General features: G+C 71.1%; 10 protein-coding genes and 1 pseudogene. 9 read left to right on the top strand and 2 right to left on the bottom strand.

The window, feature by feature from the left end; genetic code table 11:
• Positions 1 to 158 precede the first annotated feature (158 nt).
• The 7 genes and pseudogenes from J7E96_RS03310 (at position 159) to J7E96_RS03280 (ending at position 10,800) form a co-directional block, all read left to right on the top strand.
• A pseudogene (locus J7E96_RS03310) lies at positions 159 to 1,330 on the top strand (Dyp-type peroxidase).
• A gap of 117 nt (positions 1,331 to 1,447) precedes the next feature.
• On the top strand, positions 1,448 to 3,547 hold the full coding sequence (locus J7E96_RS03305) for a phosphocholine-specific phospholipase C (protein ID WP_215127239.1): 2,100 nt from the start codon (positions 1,448 to 1,450) through the stop codon (positions 3,545 to 3,547).
• 181 nt (positions 3,548 to 3,728) lie between these two features.
• Positions 3,729 to 5,948, top strand: coding sequence for an MMPL family transporter (locus J7E96_RS03300; protein ID WP_215127236.1), 2,220 nt, complete (start codon positions 3,729 to 3,731; stop codon positions 5,946 to 5,948).
• Between the two features lie 15 nt (positions 5,949 to 5,963).
• The gene (locus J7E96_RS03295) at positions 5,964 to 6,521 is read left to right on the top strand and encodes a GNAT family N-acetyltransferase (protein WP_215127234.1); all 558 of its coding nucleotides are present in this window, start codon (positions 5,964 to 5,966) and stop codon (positions 6,519 to 6,521) included.
• A gap of 35 nt (positions 6,522 to 6,556) precedes the next feature.
• The gene (locus tag J7E96_RS03290) at positions 6,557 to 7,234 is read left to right on the top strand and encodes a hypothetical protein (RefSeq protein ID WP_215127232.1); all 678 of its coding nucleotides are present in this window, start codon (positions 6,557 to 6,559) and stop codon (positions 7,232 to 7,234) included.
• Positions 7,235 to 7,405: 171 nt separating this feature from the next.
• A complete protein-coding gene (locus tag J7E96_RS03285; protein ID WP_215127230.1) occupies positions 7,406 to 7,591 on the top strand; it encodes a hypothetical protein in 186 nt (61 codons plus the stop codon).
• A gap of 92 nt (positions 7,592 to 7,683) precedes the next feature.
• Positions 7,684 to 10,800 carry a helix-turn-helix transcriptional regulator gene (locus J7E96_RS03280; RefSeq protein ID WP_215127460.1) on the top strand — a complete coding sequence of 1,039 codons (3,117 nt, stop codon included), beginning with the start codon at positions 7,684 to 7,686 and terminating at the stop codon, positions 10,798 to 10,800.
• Between the two features lie 48 nt (positions 10,801 to 10,848).
• Here the strand turns inward: J7E96_RS03280 and J7E96_RS03275 are convergent, their stop codons facing one another.
• Complete coding sequence (locus tag J7E96_RS03275) at positions 10,849 to 12,030, bottom strand: sorbosone dehydrogenase family protein (protein ID WP_215127228.1); 1,182 nt, start codon at positions 12,028 to 12,030, stop codon at positions 10,849 to 10,851.
• A 154-nt stretch (positions 12,031 to 12,184) separates the two neighbouring features.
• A complete protein-coding gene (locus tag J7E96_RS03270; protein WP_215127226.1) occupies positions 12,185 to 13,177 on the bottom strand; it encodes an aldo/keto reductase in 993 nt (330 codons plus the stop codon).
• Between the two features lie 75 nt (positions 13,178 to 13,252).
• On the opposite strand from J7E96_RS03270, the gene J7E96_RS03265 reads away from it, so the two are divergent.
• Both J7E96_RS03265 and J7E96_RS03260 read left to right on the top strand, forming a co-directional pair.
• Positions 13,253 to 14,191 carry a 2-hydroxyacid dehydrogenase gene (locus J7E96_RS03265; protein WP_215127224.1) on the top strand — a complete coding sequence of 313 codons (939 nt, stop codon included), beginning with the start codon at positions 13,253 to 13,255 and terminating at the stop codon, positions 14,189 to 14,191.
• 344 nt (positions 14,192 to 14,535) lie between these two features.
• Entirely contained in the window at positions 14,536 to 17,520 is a 2,985-nt protein-coding gene (locus J7E96_RS03260) for a bifunctional diguanylate cyclase/phosphodiesterase (RefSeq protein ID WP_215127222.1), read from the top strand.
• Positions 17,521 to 17,608 lie beyond the last annotated feature (88 nt).

Raw genomic sequence — 17,608 nt, 5'->3', positions numbered from 1 at the left:
CCGATCGCCTTCGTTGAGAATCACGCGGGTTGAGCCAACGGGTCGTGCAACGACAGGACGGCAGAACGATGAGACGTGACGAGACCGGCGAGCACGGCGCCCACCGACACCACGACGGATGACGGAGGTTTCTTCAGCAGGCCGCTGATTTCGCCGGGGTGACGGCCGCCGGATTCGGAAGTGTGGAGGCGCATGCCGCACATGCGGTCAAGGATGGTGCCCCCATTGCCGGAGGCGGTCACGGGACAGCGCCCAACGTCCCGTTCCACGGTCCGCACCAGGCAGGGATCGTGACTCCGCAGCAGTCCTTCGCCGCGTTCATCGCCTTCGACGTGCTGACAGAGAACCGCCAAGAACTCGCGGAACTGTTCAAGACGCTCACCCAGCGGGCCCGTCTCCTCGTCCGTGGCATGAAGCCCAAGGATGCGAGCGTCGCAGCGGAGCCGAAGACCCAGGACGCTCTGACCATCACGGTCGGCGTGGGAGCTTCGCTCTTCGACGACCGGTTCGGCCTCGCACCGAGGCGGCCGCGGTTCCTTACGGCGATGCCTGAGTTTCCAGGCGACCGGCTGGATCCGGCGCTCTGTCATGGTGATGTCTCACTGCAGATCTGTGCCCGGCATCCCGACGCCGTCGTACACGTGATCCGGGACATGGCACGCGCCACTCCAACGGCAAACTACGGCCCCGGTGGCGCGCGGACGGCTTCCTCAACCCGGCCCGGCCCTCCGGCGCGTCCCGCACGTTCGTCGGCTTCAAGGACGGAATCGTCCATCCGGACACGAAGTCGTCGAAGGAAATGGACCGGCTGGTGTGGGTGAAGCCGTCGTCCGGCGAACCGGCCTGGGCCCAGGACGGCAGCTACCAAGTGATCCGCGTCATTCGCTTTCATGTGCAGGCCTGGGACCGGGTGCCGATCGCGGCCCAGGAGAAGATCTTCGGCCGTCACAAAGCGAGCGGAGCTCCCCTGGACGGCCGCCGTGAAGCGGACCTGCCGAACTACAGCAAGGACCCGAAAGGGAAGAAGGTCCCTCTCAACGCGCACATCCGCCTCGCCAACCCACGTACCGCCGAGACCGCCGACTCCCTCCTTTTGCGCCGGAGTTACAACTACGACAGGGGTTTCGACACCGACGGAAGCCTCGACCTCGGCCTGGTCTTCTGCTGCTATCAGCAGAACGTCGTCCGGCAGTTCGCGGCGATTCAGCACCGGCTCGCGGACGAGCCGCTGGCGGAATTCATCTCACCGACCGGCGGCGGGTACTTCTTCGCGCTCCCCGGAGTACGAAACGCCTCCGACTGGTTCGGTTCCACTTTGCTGAAGACCTGACCGTCCCGGTCAGTGCCGGGCGCCGAGGACGTTCACCAGTGCGCCGTCCGTACGCCTTCCCTTTGTCATTGCGTGTGATTAGCGTCCCCGCCGTCACACCTGACTCAGGAGGATCAATTGGCCACTGACATGTCCCGGCGGCGGCTGTTCGCACTCGGCGGGGGCGCGCTCGGCGCGGCTGCCGCGGGGTCTGTGCTGCCCCCGTCGCTCCAGGCCGCGCTCGCCGCCGAACCGCCGTCCGGCGGGCTGCGTGCCGTCAGGCACGTGGTCGTCCTGATGCAGGAGAACCGTTCCTTCGATCACTACTTCGGAACACTGCGCGGAGTACGCGGATTCGGTGACCGCAACGCCGTGGAGCTGCCGTCGGGGAAGCCGGTCTTCGAGCAGCCCGCGCCGTCCGGCACGGTGCTGCCCTTCCCCGTCCGGGACGCGGCCGAGGCCCAGAAGAGGGACCTCCAGTACATCGGCGACCTCGACCACTCGTGGGGCGGCGGCGCCAAGGCCTGGAACCAGGGCTGGATGGACGGGTGGGTGTCGGCCAAGACCGCCGCCACCATGGCGTACTACGACCGCCGCGATCTGCCGCTGCACTACGAGCTCGCGGACACCTTCACCATCTGCGACGCCTACCACTCCTCCATCCATACGTCGACGAGCCCCAACCGGAACCACCTGTGGAGCGGGTGGACCGGTAACGAGGCCGACGGCAGCCGCGCCGTCACCAACGCGGCGTACGCCGAGGGCACCCACCCGGGATACCCGTGGCCGACGTACGCCGAGCGGCTGGAGAAGGCGGGGCGCAGCTGGAAGACGTACCAGGAGTGGGAGAACTTCACCGACAACAACATCGAGTTCTTCACGGTCTTCAAGAAGATCGCCCGCAAGGCGCTCGCGAAGGTCCCCGGCGGCTTCACCTACATGGAGGCGTTCTACGCCAAGGTCCGGGAGACCGGCGACGCCGCGGAGCGCGAGAGGCTGCTCGCCGCGCTGGAGGAGGGCGTGGCCACGCTGACCAAGGCCGAGCGCTCCCTCTTCGAGCGCGGTCTGCGGCGAGGGGAGACAGGCAGTCTCGCCGAGCAGTTCCGGGCCGACGTGGCGGCGGGCACGCTGCCCGAGGTGTCGTACCTGGTGCCCTCGGCGCTCGACTCGGAGCATCCCGGCTCGTCCTCGCCGATCGCCAGCGCCTCGCTCGTCTACAAGGTGCTGGACGCGCTCGGCTCGCACCCGGATGTGTGGCGGCACACCGTCGTGCTGATCAATTACGACGAGAACGACGGGTTCTTCGACCACGTGCCACCGCCCGTGCCGCCCGCCGACAACACCGACGAGCGGTGGCAGGGGCGTCCCACCGGGCTCGGGATCAGGGTTCCGATGCTGGTGGTCTCGCCGTGGACCGTCGGCGGGTACGTCTGCTCCGAGGTCTTCGACCACACCTCCGTGATCCGCTTCCTGGAGCAGTGGACCGGCATCGAGGAGCCCAACATCACGCCTTGGCGGCGCACGGTCACAGGCGATCTGACCTCGGCGTTCGACTTCAAGCGCGGTCACCGGCAGCCCCCGGTGGAGCAGCCGGGGGCGATACCGCCGTTCACGGGACGCTGGCGGCCCGTTCCGCCGCCGGTGCAGCACATGCCCGTACAGGAGGAAGGGGCGCGGCCCGCCCGCCCGCTGCCGTACCAGCCGGACGCGCACGGCAAGGTGGACGGCACCACCTTCAAGGTCGCGCTCAGCAATACGGGGCGCGCGAGCGCGCACTTCGCCCTTTACCCGTACGCCGGTGAGTTCGCCATTCCGCAGCACCGGGATGTAAGGGGCGTGGCGCAATGGACAGTACCCCTTACGCGTGACGCCTACCGCTTCACGATCACTGGGCCGAACGGCTTCCGCCGCGAGTTCGCCGGTACGAAGACGGGCGTCGCCGAAGTCTCCTCGTACCTCGACGCACGCGACCGTGACCTGCACCTCACGCTGGTCAACCGGGGCAGGACGCCGCTGACCTTCACGGTGCGGACGCTGGCATACGCCGACGGGGCCGGCCTCGACGAGGGGCGGCCCCGCCAGGTCACCGTGAAGCCGGGCCGCAGCCGCACCGTGGTGCACTCCGCCGCCGACGCGCACGGGTGGTACGACCTGGCGATCACCGTTACGGGCGACAACGCTTTCCGCAGGCGCCTCATGGGGCACATCGAGAACGGGCGCGCGAGCGTCTCAGGCTGATACACCGGGTGGTACGCCGGAGCCCGGGAGCTGTGCCCCTGGCTCCCGCGGCTCCTGTGACTATGCGCACGAAAGGGACAAAGGATCACGTTTAGCTGTCAAAGTTGCTGATCGTAGGTCCTGAGTTCTTTGCGGGTTTGGTCCCGGTAAAGATCCACGAACCACCCAGGGAGCAAACTCGTTGGCAGCAATCGCCCGGTGGTGCGTCAAGCACCGCTTCGCATCGGTCCTGCTCTGGCTGCTCGCGCTCGGCGCGGTGGCCGGAGCCGCCGGAGTCGCAGGTTCGGCGTACTCCAACGACTACGAGGTGCCGGGCACCGAGTCGGGCCGCGCCACCGCCCTCCTCGACGCCGGATTCGACGGCAGGGGCGGCGACAGTAACACCGTCGTCTGGCACACCGCGGGCAACACCACCGTCCGGGCCGCCGGAGTCGAGCAGCCGATGACGCGGACGCTCGACGTCATAGAGGACCTCCCGGGTGTGGCGAGCGTGGTCAGCCCGTACGAGCGCGAGGGCGCCGCGCAGATCAGCAAGGACGGGCACACCGCCTACGCCACCGTCACTTTCGACCCGCAGGCCGACGACGTCCTCCAGCCGCGCGCACAGGCACTCGTCGACACCGCCAAGGACGCGGAGACCGATCGGCTCCAGGTCGAGCTCGGCGGTACCGCCATCGGCCTCACCGAGGCCCCCGACTCGCACCTCAGCGAGGTCGTCGGGGTCGTCGTAGCGGCCGTCGTCCTCTTCGTCGCCTTCGGCTCGCTCACCGCCAGCCTGCTGCCCATCGCGACCGCCCTGGTCAGCGTCGGAACGGCGTACGCGGGCACCGTGCTGCTCGGCCACGTCATGACGGTCGCCGACTTCGCGCCGATGCTCGGCATGCTGGTCGGGCTGGGCGTCGGCATCGACTACGCCCTGTTCATCGTCACCCGGCACCGCAAGGGGCTGCGCCGCGGCCTGTCCGTCGCCGACTCGGCGGCGAACGCGGTCGCCACCACCGGCCGCGCGGTCGTCTTCGCCGGCGCCACCGTCTGCATCGCCCTGCTCGGCATGCTGATACTGCGCCTGTCGTTCCTCAACGGCGTCGCGATCGCCGCGTCGCTGACCGTCGTCCTGACCGTCGCCGCCTCGGTGACCCTGCTGCCGGCCCTCCTCTCCCTCATCGGCATGAGGGCGCTCAGCCGCCGCGAACGCAGGCACCTCACCGAACACGGCCCGCAGCCCGAGCTGCCCACCGGCTTCGCCGCCCGCTGGTCCGCCTTCGTGGAGCGCCACCCCAAGCTGCTCGGCGCGGTCGCCGCCGTCGTCATGCTGGTCCTCGCGCTGCCCACGCTGGGCCTCCACCTGGGCACGTCCGACCAGGGCAACAACCCGGCGTCCTCGACGACCCGCTCGGCGTACGACCTGATCGCCGACGGCTTCGGCCCCGGCAGCAACGGCCCGCTGACCCTCGTCACCGAGGTCGACGGGCGCGACGACCGCGCCGCGATGGACGCCCTCGCCGGCACGGTGCGCGGCGCCGACGGTGTCGCTTCCGTCAGCCCGGTGGCGTACAACAGCACCGGCGACACGGCCGCACTCACCGTCGTACCCGAGTCGTCTCCGCAGTCGAAGGACACCAGCGACCTGGTCGACCGGCTGCGCGACAGCGTCCTGCCGCAGGCCGAGCGGGGCACGTCGCTGGACGTGTACGTCGGCGGGGTCACCGCGAGCTACGACGACTTCGCCCAGGTCATCATCGGCAAGCTGCCGCTCTTCGTCGGCGTCGTGATCGCACTCGGCTGCGCCCTGCTGCTGCTCGCCTTCCGCAGCGTCGGCATCCCGCTCAAGGCCGCCCTGATGAACGTCCTCGCCGTAGCCTCCTCCTTCGGCGTCGTCGTGGCCGTCTTCCAGTGGGGCTGGGGGAGCGAACTGCTGGGGCTCGGCAGCGCGGGCCCGATCGAGCCGTTCCTGCCGGTGATCATGGTGTCGGTGCTCTTCGGGCTCTCGATGGACTACCAGGTGTTCCTGGTCAGCCGGATGTACGAGGAGTGGCTGGAGACCGGTGACAACCGGCGGGCGGTGCGGGTCGGCCTCGCCGAGACCAGCCGCGTGATCAACTCCGCGGCCGTGATCATGATCTCGGTCTTCCTGGCCTTCGTGCTCAGCGGCGACCGCGTCATCGCGATGTTCGGCATCGCGCTCGCGGCGGCCGTCGCCCTCGACGCATTCGTCCTCCGTACGCTCCTGGTGCCCGCCCTGATGCACATGCTGGGCGGCGCGAACTGGTGGCTGCCCAAACGGCTCGACCGGTGGCTGCCGCGGATCAGCATCGAACCCCCCGAGTGCCTTACGGCGCATGGCAAGATCAAGGAACAGCGCACGGGCACGTCGAAAGAGTCCCAGGAGCTCGTGCCATAACCGACGGGGAGCAGGATGTTCGCGATACAGCTGGCTGACAGTGGCGAGGACGCGGCGCTGCGCCCCCTGGAGCCGTGGCAGGCCGAGGAGTACCTGGCCCACATCGACCGGGGGCGCGCGTACATCGGCCAGTACATCGGGCTCGCGGCGGCCGCCACCGACCTCGACTCGGCGCGGGCCTTCCTCCAGTCGTACGCCGAGAAGCAGGCCGCGGACGCCGGCCGTATCTACGGCATCTGGCTCGACGGCACGCTCGTCGGCGGGGTCCTCTTCCGGACTTTCGACGCGGCTTCCGGCAGCTGCGAGGTCGGCTGCTGGCTGGAGGAGGCGGCGGTGGGGCGCGGCCTGGTCACGCGCGCCACTCGGGCGCTGATCGACTGGGCGGTGGACGAGCGGGGGATGCACCGCGTGGAGTGGCGGGTGGCCTCCGCGAACACCGCGAGCATCAATGTGGCGAAGCGGCTGGGGATGACGCGGGACGGCGTACTGCGCGAAAGCAACCCCTACCGGGGCGTACGGCACGACATCGAGGTCTGGTCGGTGCTGGCGCGGGAGTGGCGCGAGGGGCGTTAAGAAAGCTCTCAGAAACGGCACCTAGCGTGCGGCGTATGACAGCCACAGCCCGCACTCAGTCCGACGAAGCAGCCGACGGGGCCGCCGCCACCACAGGCGCGCCCGACAAGGGCGACGAGACCGCCGCAGTAGACACCAAGAAGGCCGCTGACCAGGACGACGCCACGGTTGAGGGCAGCGAGGCCGCTGACGCCGACTTCGCCGACGCCGACGCCGACGCCGACGCCGACGCCGACTTCGCGGACGACGACGCCGACGACCTCGACGAGGCCCCGCGCGCCGCGTCCTCGGGCGTCGGCGCGGGCGCCGCCGCCGTGGTCTCCACGGTGCTCGGCTTCGCCGCCCTCACCGGGACCTGGACCAGCCGCGTCGCCGCCGAGCGCCAGACGCTCATCGGCCAGCTGGGGACCAAGCAGACCGACAGCCCGGCCGACCAGGTCGCCGCGCTGTACGGCAACGGCTGGCACATGACCGCCCTCGTCAACGGCGGCTTCGCGCTGCTCGCGCTCGTCGTCGCCGTCGGCGTGCTGGCCCGCCCGCTCTTCGGTACGCCCGGCACGAGCGACCAGTCCCCGTGGGTCCGCTCCTTCGCCTGGGCGGGCGTCGCCCTCGGCGTCCTGGGGCTGCTCCTCTCCGCCGGGATGTACCTCGACCTCTTCGCCTCGATGCCTACGCCGCCTACGGCGGGAACGGGCACCGGAGCAGGCCAGTAAGGCAGCCCGGCCAAGGGCCTTAGGGACGTACGCCCCCGTGCGCGTACGTCCCTAAGGCCCTTGGTGCTGCCAAGATGCGGCACTCTCCCGATGCGCAAGGGGCCCCTGGGAAACGAAAGTTGAGGCATCGCAGAAAGCGACCTCAACAAACAACCCACCAGGGAGCACACCGTGTTCGAACGCGAGATCCAGCAGCAGCACGCGGCCGAACTGATGCGACTGGCCGCCATCGAGCGCCTCGCACGGCAGGCCGCCAAGGCCCGCAGGGCCAACCGCCGCGCCGCCCGCGCGTCCGGGCAGAAGGCATCCGAGGGGCCGGTGAGTTCGCTGCGCAGCCGGTTCGCACGGGCCGCGTGACGGCGGCCTGACCGCGGCGTGAGGGACACGAGATGACTGTCGTGCCCTTGGCGAGTGCCCATACAGGTGCCGCGATGTCGGAGCCCTGTGCGATGCTCGGCGATGTGGAAACCAGGTCCGTCAGCCCGGTGTTCGTCGGCCGCGCCGGCGAACTGGCCCAGCTCACCGATGCGCTCGCCCGCGCCACCGCGGGCGAGCCGCAGGCGTTGCTCGTGGGCGGTGAGGCCGGGGTGGGCAAAACCCGGCTCGTTGAGGAGTTCTTCGAGGCCGCCTGCCGCCAGGACGCCGTCGTCGTGGTGGGCGGCTGCGTCGAAATCGGCGCCGACGGACTGCCGTTCGCGCCGTTCTCCACCGCCCTGCGCGCCCTGCGGCGCATGCTGCCCGACGAGGTCGCCGCCGCGGCCGCCGGACAGGAGGGCGAACTGGCCCGGCTGCTGCCCGAGCTCGGCGAGACCACCCGCGACCAGCACAGCGAAGACGGCATGACGCGCCTGTTCGAGCTGACCGTCCGCCTCCTGGAGCGCATCACCGCCGACCGTACGGTCGTGCTCGCCCTGGAAGACCTGCACTGGGCCGACACCTCCACCCGCCACCTCCTCGCGTACCTCTTCCGCACCTTGCGGCGCGGGCGCCTGGTCGTCGTCGGCACCTACCGCGCGGACGACATCCACCGCCGCCACCCGCTGCGGCCCCTCCTGGCCGAGCTCGACCGGCTGCGCACCGTCCGGCGCATCGAACTGTCCCGCTTCAACCGCTTGGAAGTGCACCGCCAGCTGACCGGAATCCTCGCTGCCGAACCGGACACGGCCCTGGTCGAAGAGGTGTTCACGCGCTCCGACGGCAACGCGTTCTTCGTCGAGGAACTGGCCTCGTGCATCGGGACCGGCTGCGCCACGGGCCTGAGCGACTCCCTGCGCGACGTGCTGCTCGTACGGGTCGAAGCGCTGCCCGACGACGCCCAGAAGGTCGCCAGGATCGTCGCCGAAGGCGGCTCCACCGTCGAATACCGGCTGCTGCTCGCCGTCGCACAGCTCCCCGAGGACGATCTGATCGAGGCACTGCGCGCCGCCGTGGGCGCCAACCTGCTCCTCGCCACCCCGGACGGCGACGGCTACCGCTTCCGTCACTCCCTCGTGCGCGAAGCGCTCAGCGACGACCTGCTGCCCGGCGAGCGCTCCCGCCTCAACCGGCGGTACGCCGAAGCGCTGGAGGCCGACCCCACGCTCGTACGGACCGACGAGTACGCCACGCGTCTCGCCAGCTTCTGGTACGCCGCGCACGACGCCGCCAAGGCCCTCCCCGCCGTCCTGAAGGCCTCCGTGGAGGCCCGCCGCCGTCACGCCTACTCCGAGCAACTGCGTCTCCTGGAGCGCGCGATGGAGCTGTGGGACGACGCCCCCGCCGACGTACGCGCCGTGCTGAGGCCCCTGGACTACGCCGAGGTCTACCCGCCCTGCGGCTGCGACCCCGCGACCACGCCGCTGCGCTTCCTCGACCTCATGGCGGAAGCCACCGTCGCCGGCCGGTTCGGCGGCGAGCGGGAACGGGCGCTGAAGATAGCGAAGAAGGCGCTGCGGCTCCTGGAGGGCGAGGGCGACCCTCTGCGTGAGGCCTGGTTCTGGGTCCAGCGCGCCAGGCTGATATCGAACCTCGCGCGGGGCGACGGCTGGGCCGAACTCGCCGCCGCCCGGGACCTCGTGCGCGGGCTGCCGCCGTCCGCCGTGCACGCCGAAGTCCTGGCCCAGGTGGCGGGCTGGGGCATGCTGCACGAGCCCGGCCCGGACACCCTGGTCGCCGCCGAACAGGCCGTGGAGTACGCGCGCATGGTCGGAGCGGAGGCCACCGAACTCACCGCGCGAACCACGCTGGGCGGCCTGTTGGTCGACGCGGGGGACGTCGAGGGCGGCCTCGCCATGCTGTACGCCGTCAAGGAGCAGGCGGTCGAGCAGGGCATGGCCAGCGTGGCGGTCCGCGTCCACGTCAACCTGCCCTCCTATCTGGAGTCTGTGGGACGCTCCGGTGAGGCGGTACGCATCGCCGAGGAGGGTGTGGCCGTCTGCGAGAAGTTCGGCCTCCCGGACAGCCAAGCCTGGGTCCGCGCGAATCTCGCCGAGTCGCTCGTCTCCCTCGGCCGCTGGAGCGAGGCGGTCGAGCACGCCGTGTCCATCGAGCGGGCGTCCGTGCCCAGCGCCAAGCCCCGCGGCGCCGGCGCCTGGATACAGGCCGACGTGGCGCGGGCCCGCGGCGAACTGGCAGAGGCGGAAGAACGATTGGCCGCCGCCCGCGCGTACTTCGGCAGCCACGACCCCATGCCCCAGCACGACCTGCCGGTGCACACTGCGGGCCTGAGCCTCGCCGCCGCCAGGGGCCGCATCCTGGACGTCCGCGCCGGTTTCGCGCGGGCCGTCTCCACCGGCTTCCCGCTCGGCACCCACCGCTACGCCTGGCCCCTGCTGGCCGAAGCCGCCGCCGCCGAGGCGGACGCGCGCGGCCTCCCGGCGGCGGAGGCGGGCCGGACCGAGGCCCTGGAGCTGATCCGTGCCGGAGCGAAGCGCCTCGCCACGCCCGCGCCGCTGTGGCAGGCCTACGACCGCTGGGTCCGCGCCGAGCTGCGCCGGGCCGAGGGCGACGCCGGCCCCGACGACTGGGCCGACGTCGTTACCGCCTTCGAGGCCCTGGAGCGCCCCTACGACCTGGCCCGCGCCCGCCTGCGCTGGGCGGAGGCCCTGCTCGCCGCCTCCGCCACCGGCGGCGGCGACGCCGGGGCGGCCGCGCCGGAAGCCGGTGCGGTGAGCATTCGCGAGCTGAACGCCGACGAGCGAGAGCGGGCCGCCGAACTGCTCCGCCTTGTCCGGGCCGCTGCGGAACACCTGGGCGCCCGCCCCCTCGCCGAGAGCGTCGCCCTGCTCGCCCAGCGAGCCCGCCTCTCGCTGGAAACCCGGGCGCCCGATGTCCCGGTGCTCACCGCGAGCCCGGCCGCGTCGCTCGGCCTGACCCCCCGCGAACAGGACGTACTGCGCCTGGTCGCGGCCGGCCGCAGCAACCGGCAGATCGCCGAGGAGCTCTACATCTCACCCAAGACGGCGAGCGTCCACGTCTCCAACATCCTGGCCAAGCTCGGCGTTTCGGGCCGCGGCGAGGCCGCCGCCCTGGCCCACCGGCTGCGGCTCTTCACCGACGCGCAGGACCAGCCCGAGGCGGCCGGATGACGACCTGCACCTGAAGGCGCTGCACCTCCTCGTCAGCCCTGGCCCGGCCTACTTCACCTCCAGGTTCAGGATCCGGTCGTCGCCCGGTTCCGGCGTGCCCCGCGTGTCCGTCTCACTGGTGACCAGCCACAGCTTGTCGCCGCCGGCCGCCACCACCGTGCGCAGCCGGCCGTACTCCTCGGACAGGAACGACTCCGGGTCGGCCACCGGCTTCGTACCGTCCAGCGGAATCCGCCACAGCCGCTCGCCGCGCAGGCCGGCCATCCAGATCGATCCCGCGGCGTACGCGATCCCGCTCGGCGAGGCCTCGGACGTCTTCCACTGCGCGACGGGATCGACGAACCCCTCCTGGCCGCCCTTGCCCTCGACCTCGGGCCAGCCGTAATTCTGGCCGGGGCGGATCAGATTCAGCTCGTCCCAGGTGTTCTGGCCGAACTCCGCTGCCCACAACCGCTTCTCACTGTCCCAGGCCAGGCCCTGCACATTGCGGTGCCCGTACGAGTAGACGACCGAGTCCGCCTCCGGATTGCCGTGCACCGGCTCGCCGTCCGGGGTCATCCGCAGGATCTTGCCGCCCAGCGACTTCTTGTCCTGCGCCAGCCCCGTGTCGCCCGTCTCCCCCGTCCCGGCGTAAAGCATCTTGTCCGGGCCGAAGGCGATCCGCCCGCCGTTGTGGACCGTGCCCTTCGGGATGCCTCTCAAGATGGTGTCCGGCGCGCCCAGTTGCTGCCCGGCGGGCTTCTTCTCGTCGTACAGCATGCGGGCGATGCGGTTGTCGGACGCCGTGGTGAAGTACGCGTAGACCATGTGGTCCGAGGCGAAGCCGGGCGAGACGGCCAGGCCCATCAGCCCGCCCTCCCCGGCCGGCGCGACCCCCGCGACCGTGCCGATCTCGGTCTTCTTGCCGCTCTCGCCGTCGACGCGGGTGATCGTCCCCTCGTCGCGCGAGGAGACCAGCAGGTCGCCGTCCGGCAGCGGGGCGAGCCCCCAGGGCGACTTGAGGTCTTCGGTGAGCGTGCCCGCCACCTTGACCGAGCCCTTCGCGGGCGGCGGCTGCGCGCGGGATCCCGAGCCGGGGGCGGACGCGTCGCCCGACGGCGACGCGGTGCCGCCGGTCGGTGTGGCCGTCTGAGCCGGCGCGTTCTCGCCCGCGCCGGAACATCCCGCGGTGAGCAGGAGAACGGCGGCAGCCACCACAGCTGTCACAGCAGGACGTTGCACGATACGCATCCCTTCGACGGCCGGCAGTCGTCGCCGGCGGCGGCTCTCACTCTTCATACACCGCTCGCGCGCCGGAGGTTCCGTTCTGGATCACCCCGCCGCGCGGGTTGCCGCTGCGCGGGGCCTTCCCCGACCCGCCCCTTCCCGAAGGGCGACCCCGCGGTCAGTCCCACGAGCCCCGTGCCCGCGGCAGCCTCGCTATCTCCGCGAGGTCGTCCTCCGTGAGCCGCAACCCCGCCGCCCGCGCGTTCTGTACCGCCCACCGCTCGCGCTTCGTCCCCGGCACCGGCACCACCTGGCGGCCGCGCCCCAGCACCCACGCCAGCGCCACCTGCGCCGGCGTCGCGCTGTGGCGCTCGGCGACCCGCCGCAGCCCCGCCACCACCGGCTGGTTCGCCGCCATCATCTCCGCGGTGAAGCGCGGATGCCTGGCCCGTAGGTCGTCCGGCTCGAAGCCCTGCCCCGGCTTCAGCGTTCCCGTCAGGAAGCCGTTGCCCAGCGGCATGGCGGCCAGAAGACCGACCCCCCGCGCCTCGCACCACGGCAGCAGCGCCGCCAGCGCCTCCGGCGACCACACCGACAACTCGGCCTGCACCGCGCTCACTGGGAAGACCTGCTGCACCCGCTCCAGCTGACGAATCGTTCCGTCGTGCATCCGCGCTCCGGGTCGCCGCGCCGCCCGCGCCCCCACCGCGCACACCCCGAGCGCCCGCACCTTTCCCGCGCGCACCAGGTCCGCCATCGCGCCCCACGTCTCCTCGACCGGCACCTCCGGATCCGGCCGGTGGAGCTGATAGAGATCGATCACATCCGTCTGCAGCCGCCGCAGCGAAGCGTCACACGCCCGCTTCACGTATCCCGGACGCCCATTGGCGACGATGTGCTGATCCCCGACCAGCAGCCCGCACTTGGTCGACACGAAGGCATCGGCGCGCCGCTCCCTGAGCACCCGCCCCAGCAGCAGCTCATTGGTGAAGGGCCCGTACATGTCAGCCGTATCGAGCAGGCTGGACCCCGCGTCGAGCGCCGCGTGCACGGTACGCAGCGACCGGTCCCCACGCTGCTGTGAGCCGGTATACGCCCAGCTCATCGGCATGCATCCGAGTCCGATCGCGCCCACTTCGAGCGCTGCCGCACCGATTGTCCTGCGCTCCAACTCCCCGTACCCCTCCCTCTGCCGCTCCCAAAACTAACCTCTGTTCCCGGTCACCCTTCGCATAGCCTCGTGACCATGACTTCAGACGTATGGCTCCCCGTCCCCGCTGCCGAAATAGAAGGCCTCCCCGAGGGCTTCCATTACCGCTTCTGGGACGGTGGCCAGGAGTTTCCCGCCGATCCCGCCGACTGTGCCTTCTACGTCGTCCCGTACATGAAGGGCACCGAGATCGCGGTGCGCCCGCTCGCCGCGATGACGTCCGTACGGGCCGTCCAGACGCTCTCCGCCGGCATCGACCACGTGGAGCCCGGCCTGGGGCACCTGAGCGCCGGAGTGCAGCTGTGCAACGCCCGCGGCGTCCACGAGGCCAGTACCGCCGAGCTCGCCCTCGCGCTGATCCTCGCCTCGCTGCGCGGCATCCCCGGCTTCGTACACGGCCAGGACAAGGAAGAATGGCGGGACGGCTTCTACCCCGCGCTCGCCGACAAGTCCGTTCTCATCGTCGGTTACGGCTCGATCGGTGCCGCCATCGAGGACCGGCTCACGCCCTTCGAGTGTGCGCGGGTGGCGCGCGTCGCGCGCTCTGCCCGTACAACGGCGCGCGGCCCCGTGCATCCACTGGCCGATCTGCCCGGACTGCTGCCCTCCGCCGACGTCGTGATTCTCTCCACCCCGCTCACCGAGGCGACGCAGGGCCTGGCGAACGCCGACTTCCTGTCCCGCATGAAGGACGGGGCGCTGCTGGTCAACGTCGCCCGCGGCCCCGTTGTCGACACCAAGGCACTCATGGCCGAGCTGGAATCGGGCCGGCTGCGAGCCGCCCTCGACGTCACCGACCCCGAGCCGCTTCCCGCAGGCCACCCCCTGTGGCACGCGCCCGGCCTCCTCATCAGCCCGCACGTGGGCGGCAGTACCTCGGCGTTCATGCCCCGCGCCAAGCGTCTGATGGCCGACCAGCTGACCCGCTTCGCCGCCGGGGAACCGCTGCGCAACATCGTCCTCACCACTCACTGACAGCCGCCTGCGGACACGCTCCGAAGCCACCCGAATGCGCGGCGTGCCGACGACTGCCTGGGCCGTTACGCAGAGTAGAGGGAGTATGTCCCTGAGTGACTGAATTGGTGTATCGTCCGGACCAAGGGGCTGCGCCGCGCGATATCACGGCGCTGGGGAGCGACCGGACTGTGAGGGGGGCGACGGGTGATGCACGGCGAATGGACCAAGGATCCGACGCGACGGGGCCGCCGGCGACAACTCACGTGCGATCCGGCGGGCAGGCCGGATCCCCATCCGCTCCCCGCTCCACAGCGGCTCTCCGCCCCTCAGGCGCCCGGCGCGCCGCGTACCAGGGCGGCCCGGTGAGTGCCCCCGGCGCGCTCATCGCCCGGCAGCAGGTGCCCGGCAGCGGGACGACGCTGCTCTCGCAGCTCGTCCTCGCCCTGGTCTGCGGCGCCTACGCCGTCGGGTCGGCCCTCGGCTGGGGCTCCGCCCAGGTCGCCCTGATCATGGGCGACTTCGGCCTCGCCGCCGCCGCCCTGATCGCCGCGATCTCCTGTTTCCTGTACGCACGCGCGCGTGAGAGCCGGTTTCGGCCCGCCTGGCTGTTGTTCGCGATCTCCTCCGCGATGGCAGCCTGCGGGAACGCCGTGTGGGGCTGGTACGAAGTGGTGCTGGACCGCGAGGTCCCCTCGCCCTCCTCCGCCGACTTCTTCTTCCTGTGCTTCGGCCCGCCCGCCATCGTCGGCCTGCTGGTCTTCGCCAAGCGCCCCGTCACCAGGGCCGGCTGGGTCTGCCTCGCGCTCGACTCCTGGCTCATCGGCGGCTCGCTGCTCACGCTCTCCTGGAGCCTCGCTCTCGCGCACACCGCCCACTTCCAGGCCGAGAGCACGGCCCACGCCGCGCTGTCCCTGGCGTACCCGCTGCTCGACATCGCGCTGGTCAGCATGGTGCTGGCGCTGCACTTCCGGCGTTCCAACGCCAACCGGGCGGCGATCAACACGGTGATCGCCGCGCTCGCCATGACCGTGGTGTGCGACGCGCTGTTCACCTCGCCGCTGCTGCGTGAGAACTACCGCTCCGGCCAGCTCCTCGATGCCGGCTGGTTCGCCGGCTCGCTACTCCTCGCCTACGCGCCCTGGGGCGCCCGCCGCGCGGGGCAGTGGGGGGAGGATGCTCCGTACAACCGGGGCAGCCGCAATCCGGGCAGCCGCAGTCACGGCACCCACGCTCCGGGCACGCGCCCGCCAGGCAGCCACAAGGCGGGCCCCCACAACCCGGGCGCCCGCACCACGGCCAGCCGCCCCATCGGCGGCTCGCTGGCCGCCCTCACGCCGTATCTCGCCGCCGCCGTCTGCACGCTCGGCATCCTCTACAACGTCATCGAGGGCCGCCGCCCCGACCGGGTGGTGGTCCTCACCGGCTGCACGGTTGTGCTCGCCCTGGTCGTGCGCCAGGGCATCATGCTCCTCGACAACATCTCCCTCACCCAGGAACTGGCGCAGAAGGAGAACCACTTCCGCTCCCTGGTGCAGGGATCGAGCGACGTCATCATGATCGCCGCTCCGACCGGCATATTGCGTTACGTCAGCCCGGCCGCCGCCGGCGTCTACGGACGCGAGGCGGAGGAGCTCATCGGATCCGAGCTCGCCTCCCTCATCCACGCCGAGGATCTCGGCAGAGTCGTCCACGAGGTACGACGTTTTCTGGCCGCGCCCCCCGCCGAGGAGCCGACCACCCGTATCGAATGCCGCTTCAAGTCCGGCACGGGGGAGTGGCTCAATGTCGAGTCGACCGTCAACCGGCACCAGGGCGGCCTGATCTTCAACAGCCGGGACGTGACCGAAAGGGTCCGCCTCCAGGCGCAGCTCCAGCACAACGCGGAGCACGATCCGCTCACCGATCTGCCCAACCGCGCGCTGTTCACCGCCCGGGTCCGCCAAGCCCTCAACGGCCGCCGTTCCGGCGATCCCGGCACGGCCGTGCTCTTCATCGACCTCGACGGCTTCAAGGCGGTGAACGACACCATCGGCCACCAGGCCGGCGACGAGCTGCTGATCCAGGCGGCCCGCCGCCTCCAGGAATCCGTACGGGTGGGCGACACGGCGGCCCGGCTCGGCGGTGACGAATTCGCGGCGCTCATCGTCGGCGAGGGCTCCAGGGACCAGTCCGCCCGCGAATGCCAGGTCCACGAGATCGCCGACCGGCTGCGCCTCACGCTGTCCCAGCCGTACCGGATCGACGGCAACGAGGTACGGGTCGCCGCGTCCATCGGGGTCGCCTTCGCCGAGCCCGGCGTCAGCCCCACCGACCTCATGCGCAACGCCGACCTCGCCATGTACCGGGCGAAGGCGGCCGGTAAGGACCGGGTCGAGCTGTACGCGCCGCAGATGCAGGCCGAGGTGGTCCGCAGGACAGAACTGGCCACCCGGCTGCGCACGGCGCTCCACGACGGCGAGTTCGCGCTGCTCCACCAGCCGGTGGTCCACCTGGCCACCGGCCAGGTGGCGTCCGTCGCCGCCCAGGCCCGCTGGCGCTCCACCCAGGGCATCCTCTTCACGCCCGCCGAGTTCCTGCGGGTGGCCGACACTGGTGAATCCCAGGACGGCGCCCGCACCGCCGAGCTCGGCCGCTGGCTGCTCGAACAGGCGGTCGAGCAGGCGGCGGAGCGCAACCGAGCCGGCCACGAGGTGCCGGTCGCGGTCCGGCTCTCGGCCCGCAGGCTGGTGGACAAGTCCTTGCCGCTCGGCTCCATCGAGGCGCTCCTCACGCGGCACGGCCTGCCCTCGGGCTCCCTGATCATCGAGCTGGCCGACAGCGACCCGCGGATCTCCTTCGACGAGCTGGAGCGGCGCCTGGTGTCGCTCCGCAGGCTCGGCGTGCGGATCGCGCTGGACGGCTTCGGCAGTGGGTACGCCGCCATCAACGCGCTGCGCCGGCTCCCCATCGACGTACTGAAACTGGACCGCGGCCTGGTCGAGGGCGTCGTCGAGTCGGCCCGGCTGTACAAGATCACCAGCGGCCTGCTGCGGATCGCCTGCGACCTCGGGATGCAGTCCGTGGCGGACGGCGTGGACGTACCGGAGCAGGTGGTCGCCCTGCGCGCCATGGGGTGTACGCACGGGCAGGGGATGGCCTTCTCCGGGCCGCTCGACGAGTACCGGCTGCGGCGGGCGCTGGTGCGCGGTGAGTTCCCCGTGCCGGGCGGGACGGCGGCGGCCCTGTCCGTTCTCGCCGGTGGCTCGGGTGGGTCACTTCCCGTACGTCACGTGGGCGCGAACGGAAGCGAAACGATCACACGTCCTCCATTGCGCTCAAATAGTGAGACGCCCGTCCCACCTACTTGACAGGCGCGGGGCGCCGGAGGGAGGGTCAGTGCCATGCGCACCCGAATTCTCGTACTTGGAAAGCGCGTCGGCTGAAGCAGAGCACGCA

Source organism: Streptomyces sp. ISL-96, assembly GCF_018614035.1.
Classification (GTDB): Bacteria; Actinomycetota; Actinomycetes; order Streptomycetales; family Streptomycetaceae; genus Streptomyces.
Note: the sequence above shows the minus strand (reverse complement) of the source record. Positions and strands in the feature narration are given on the sequence as shown.

Coding starts and splice junctions, on each gene's coding strand:
- J7E96_RS03295 (WP_215127234.1), top strand. CDS start 5,964: ATGTTCGCGATACAGCTGGCTGACAGTGGCGAGGACGCGGCGCTGCGC.
- J7E96_RS03290 (WP_215127232.1), top strand. CDS start 6,557: ATGACAGCCACAGCCCGCACTCAGTCCGACGAAGCAGCCGACGGGGCC.
- J7E96_RS03280 (WP_215127460.1), top strand. CDS start 7,684: ATGCTCGGCGATGTGGAAACCAGGTCCGTCAGCCCGGTGTTCGTCGGC.
- J7E96_RS03275 (WP_215127228.1), bottom strand. CDS start 12,030: ATGCGTATCGTGCAACGTCCTGCTGTGACAGCTGTGGTGGCTGCCGCC.
- J7E96_RS03265 (WP_215127224.1), top strand. CDS start 13,253: ATGACTTCAGACGTATGGCTCCCCGTCCCCGCTGCCGAAATAGAAGGC.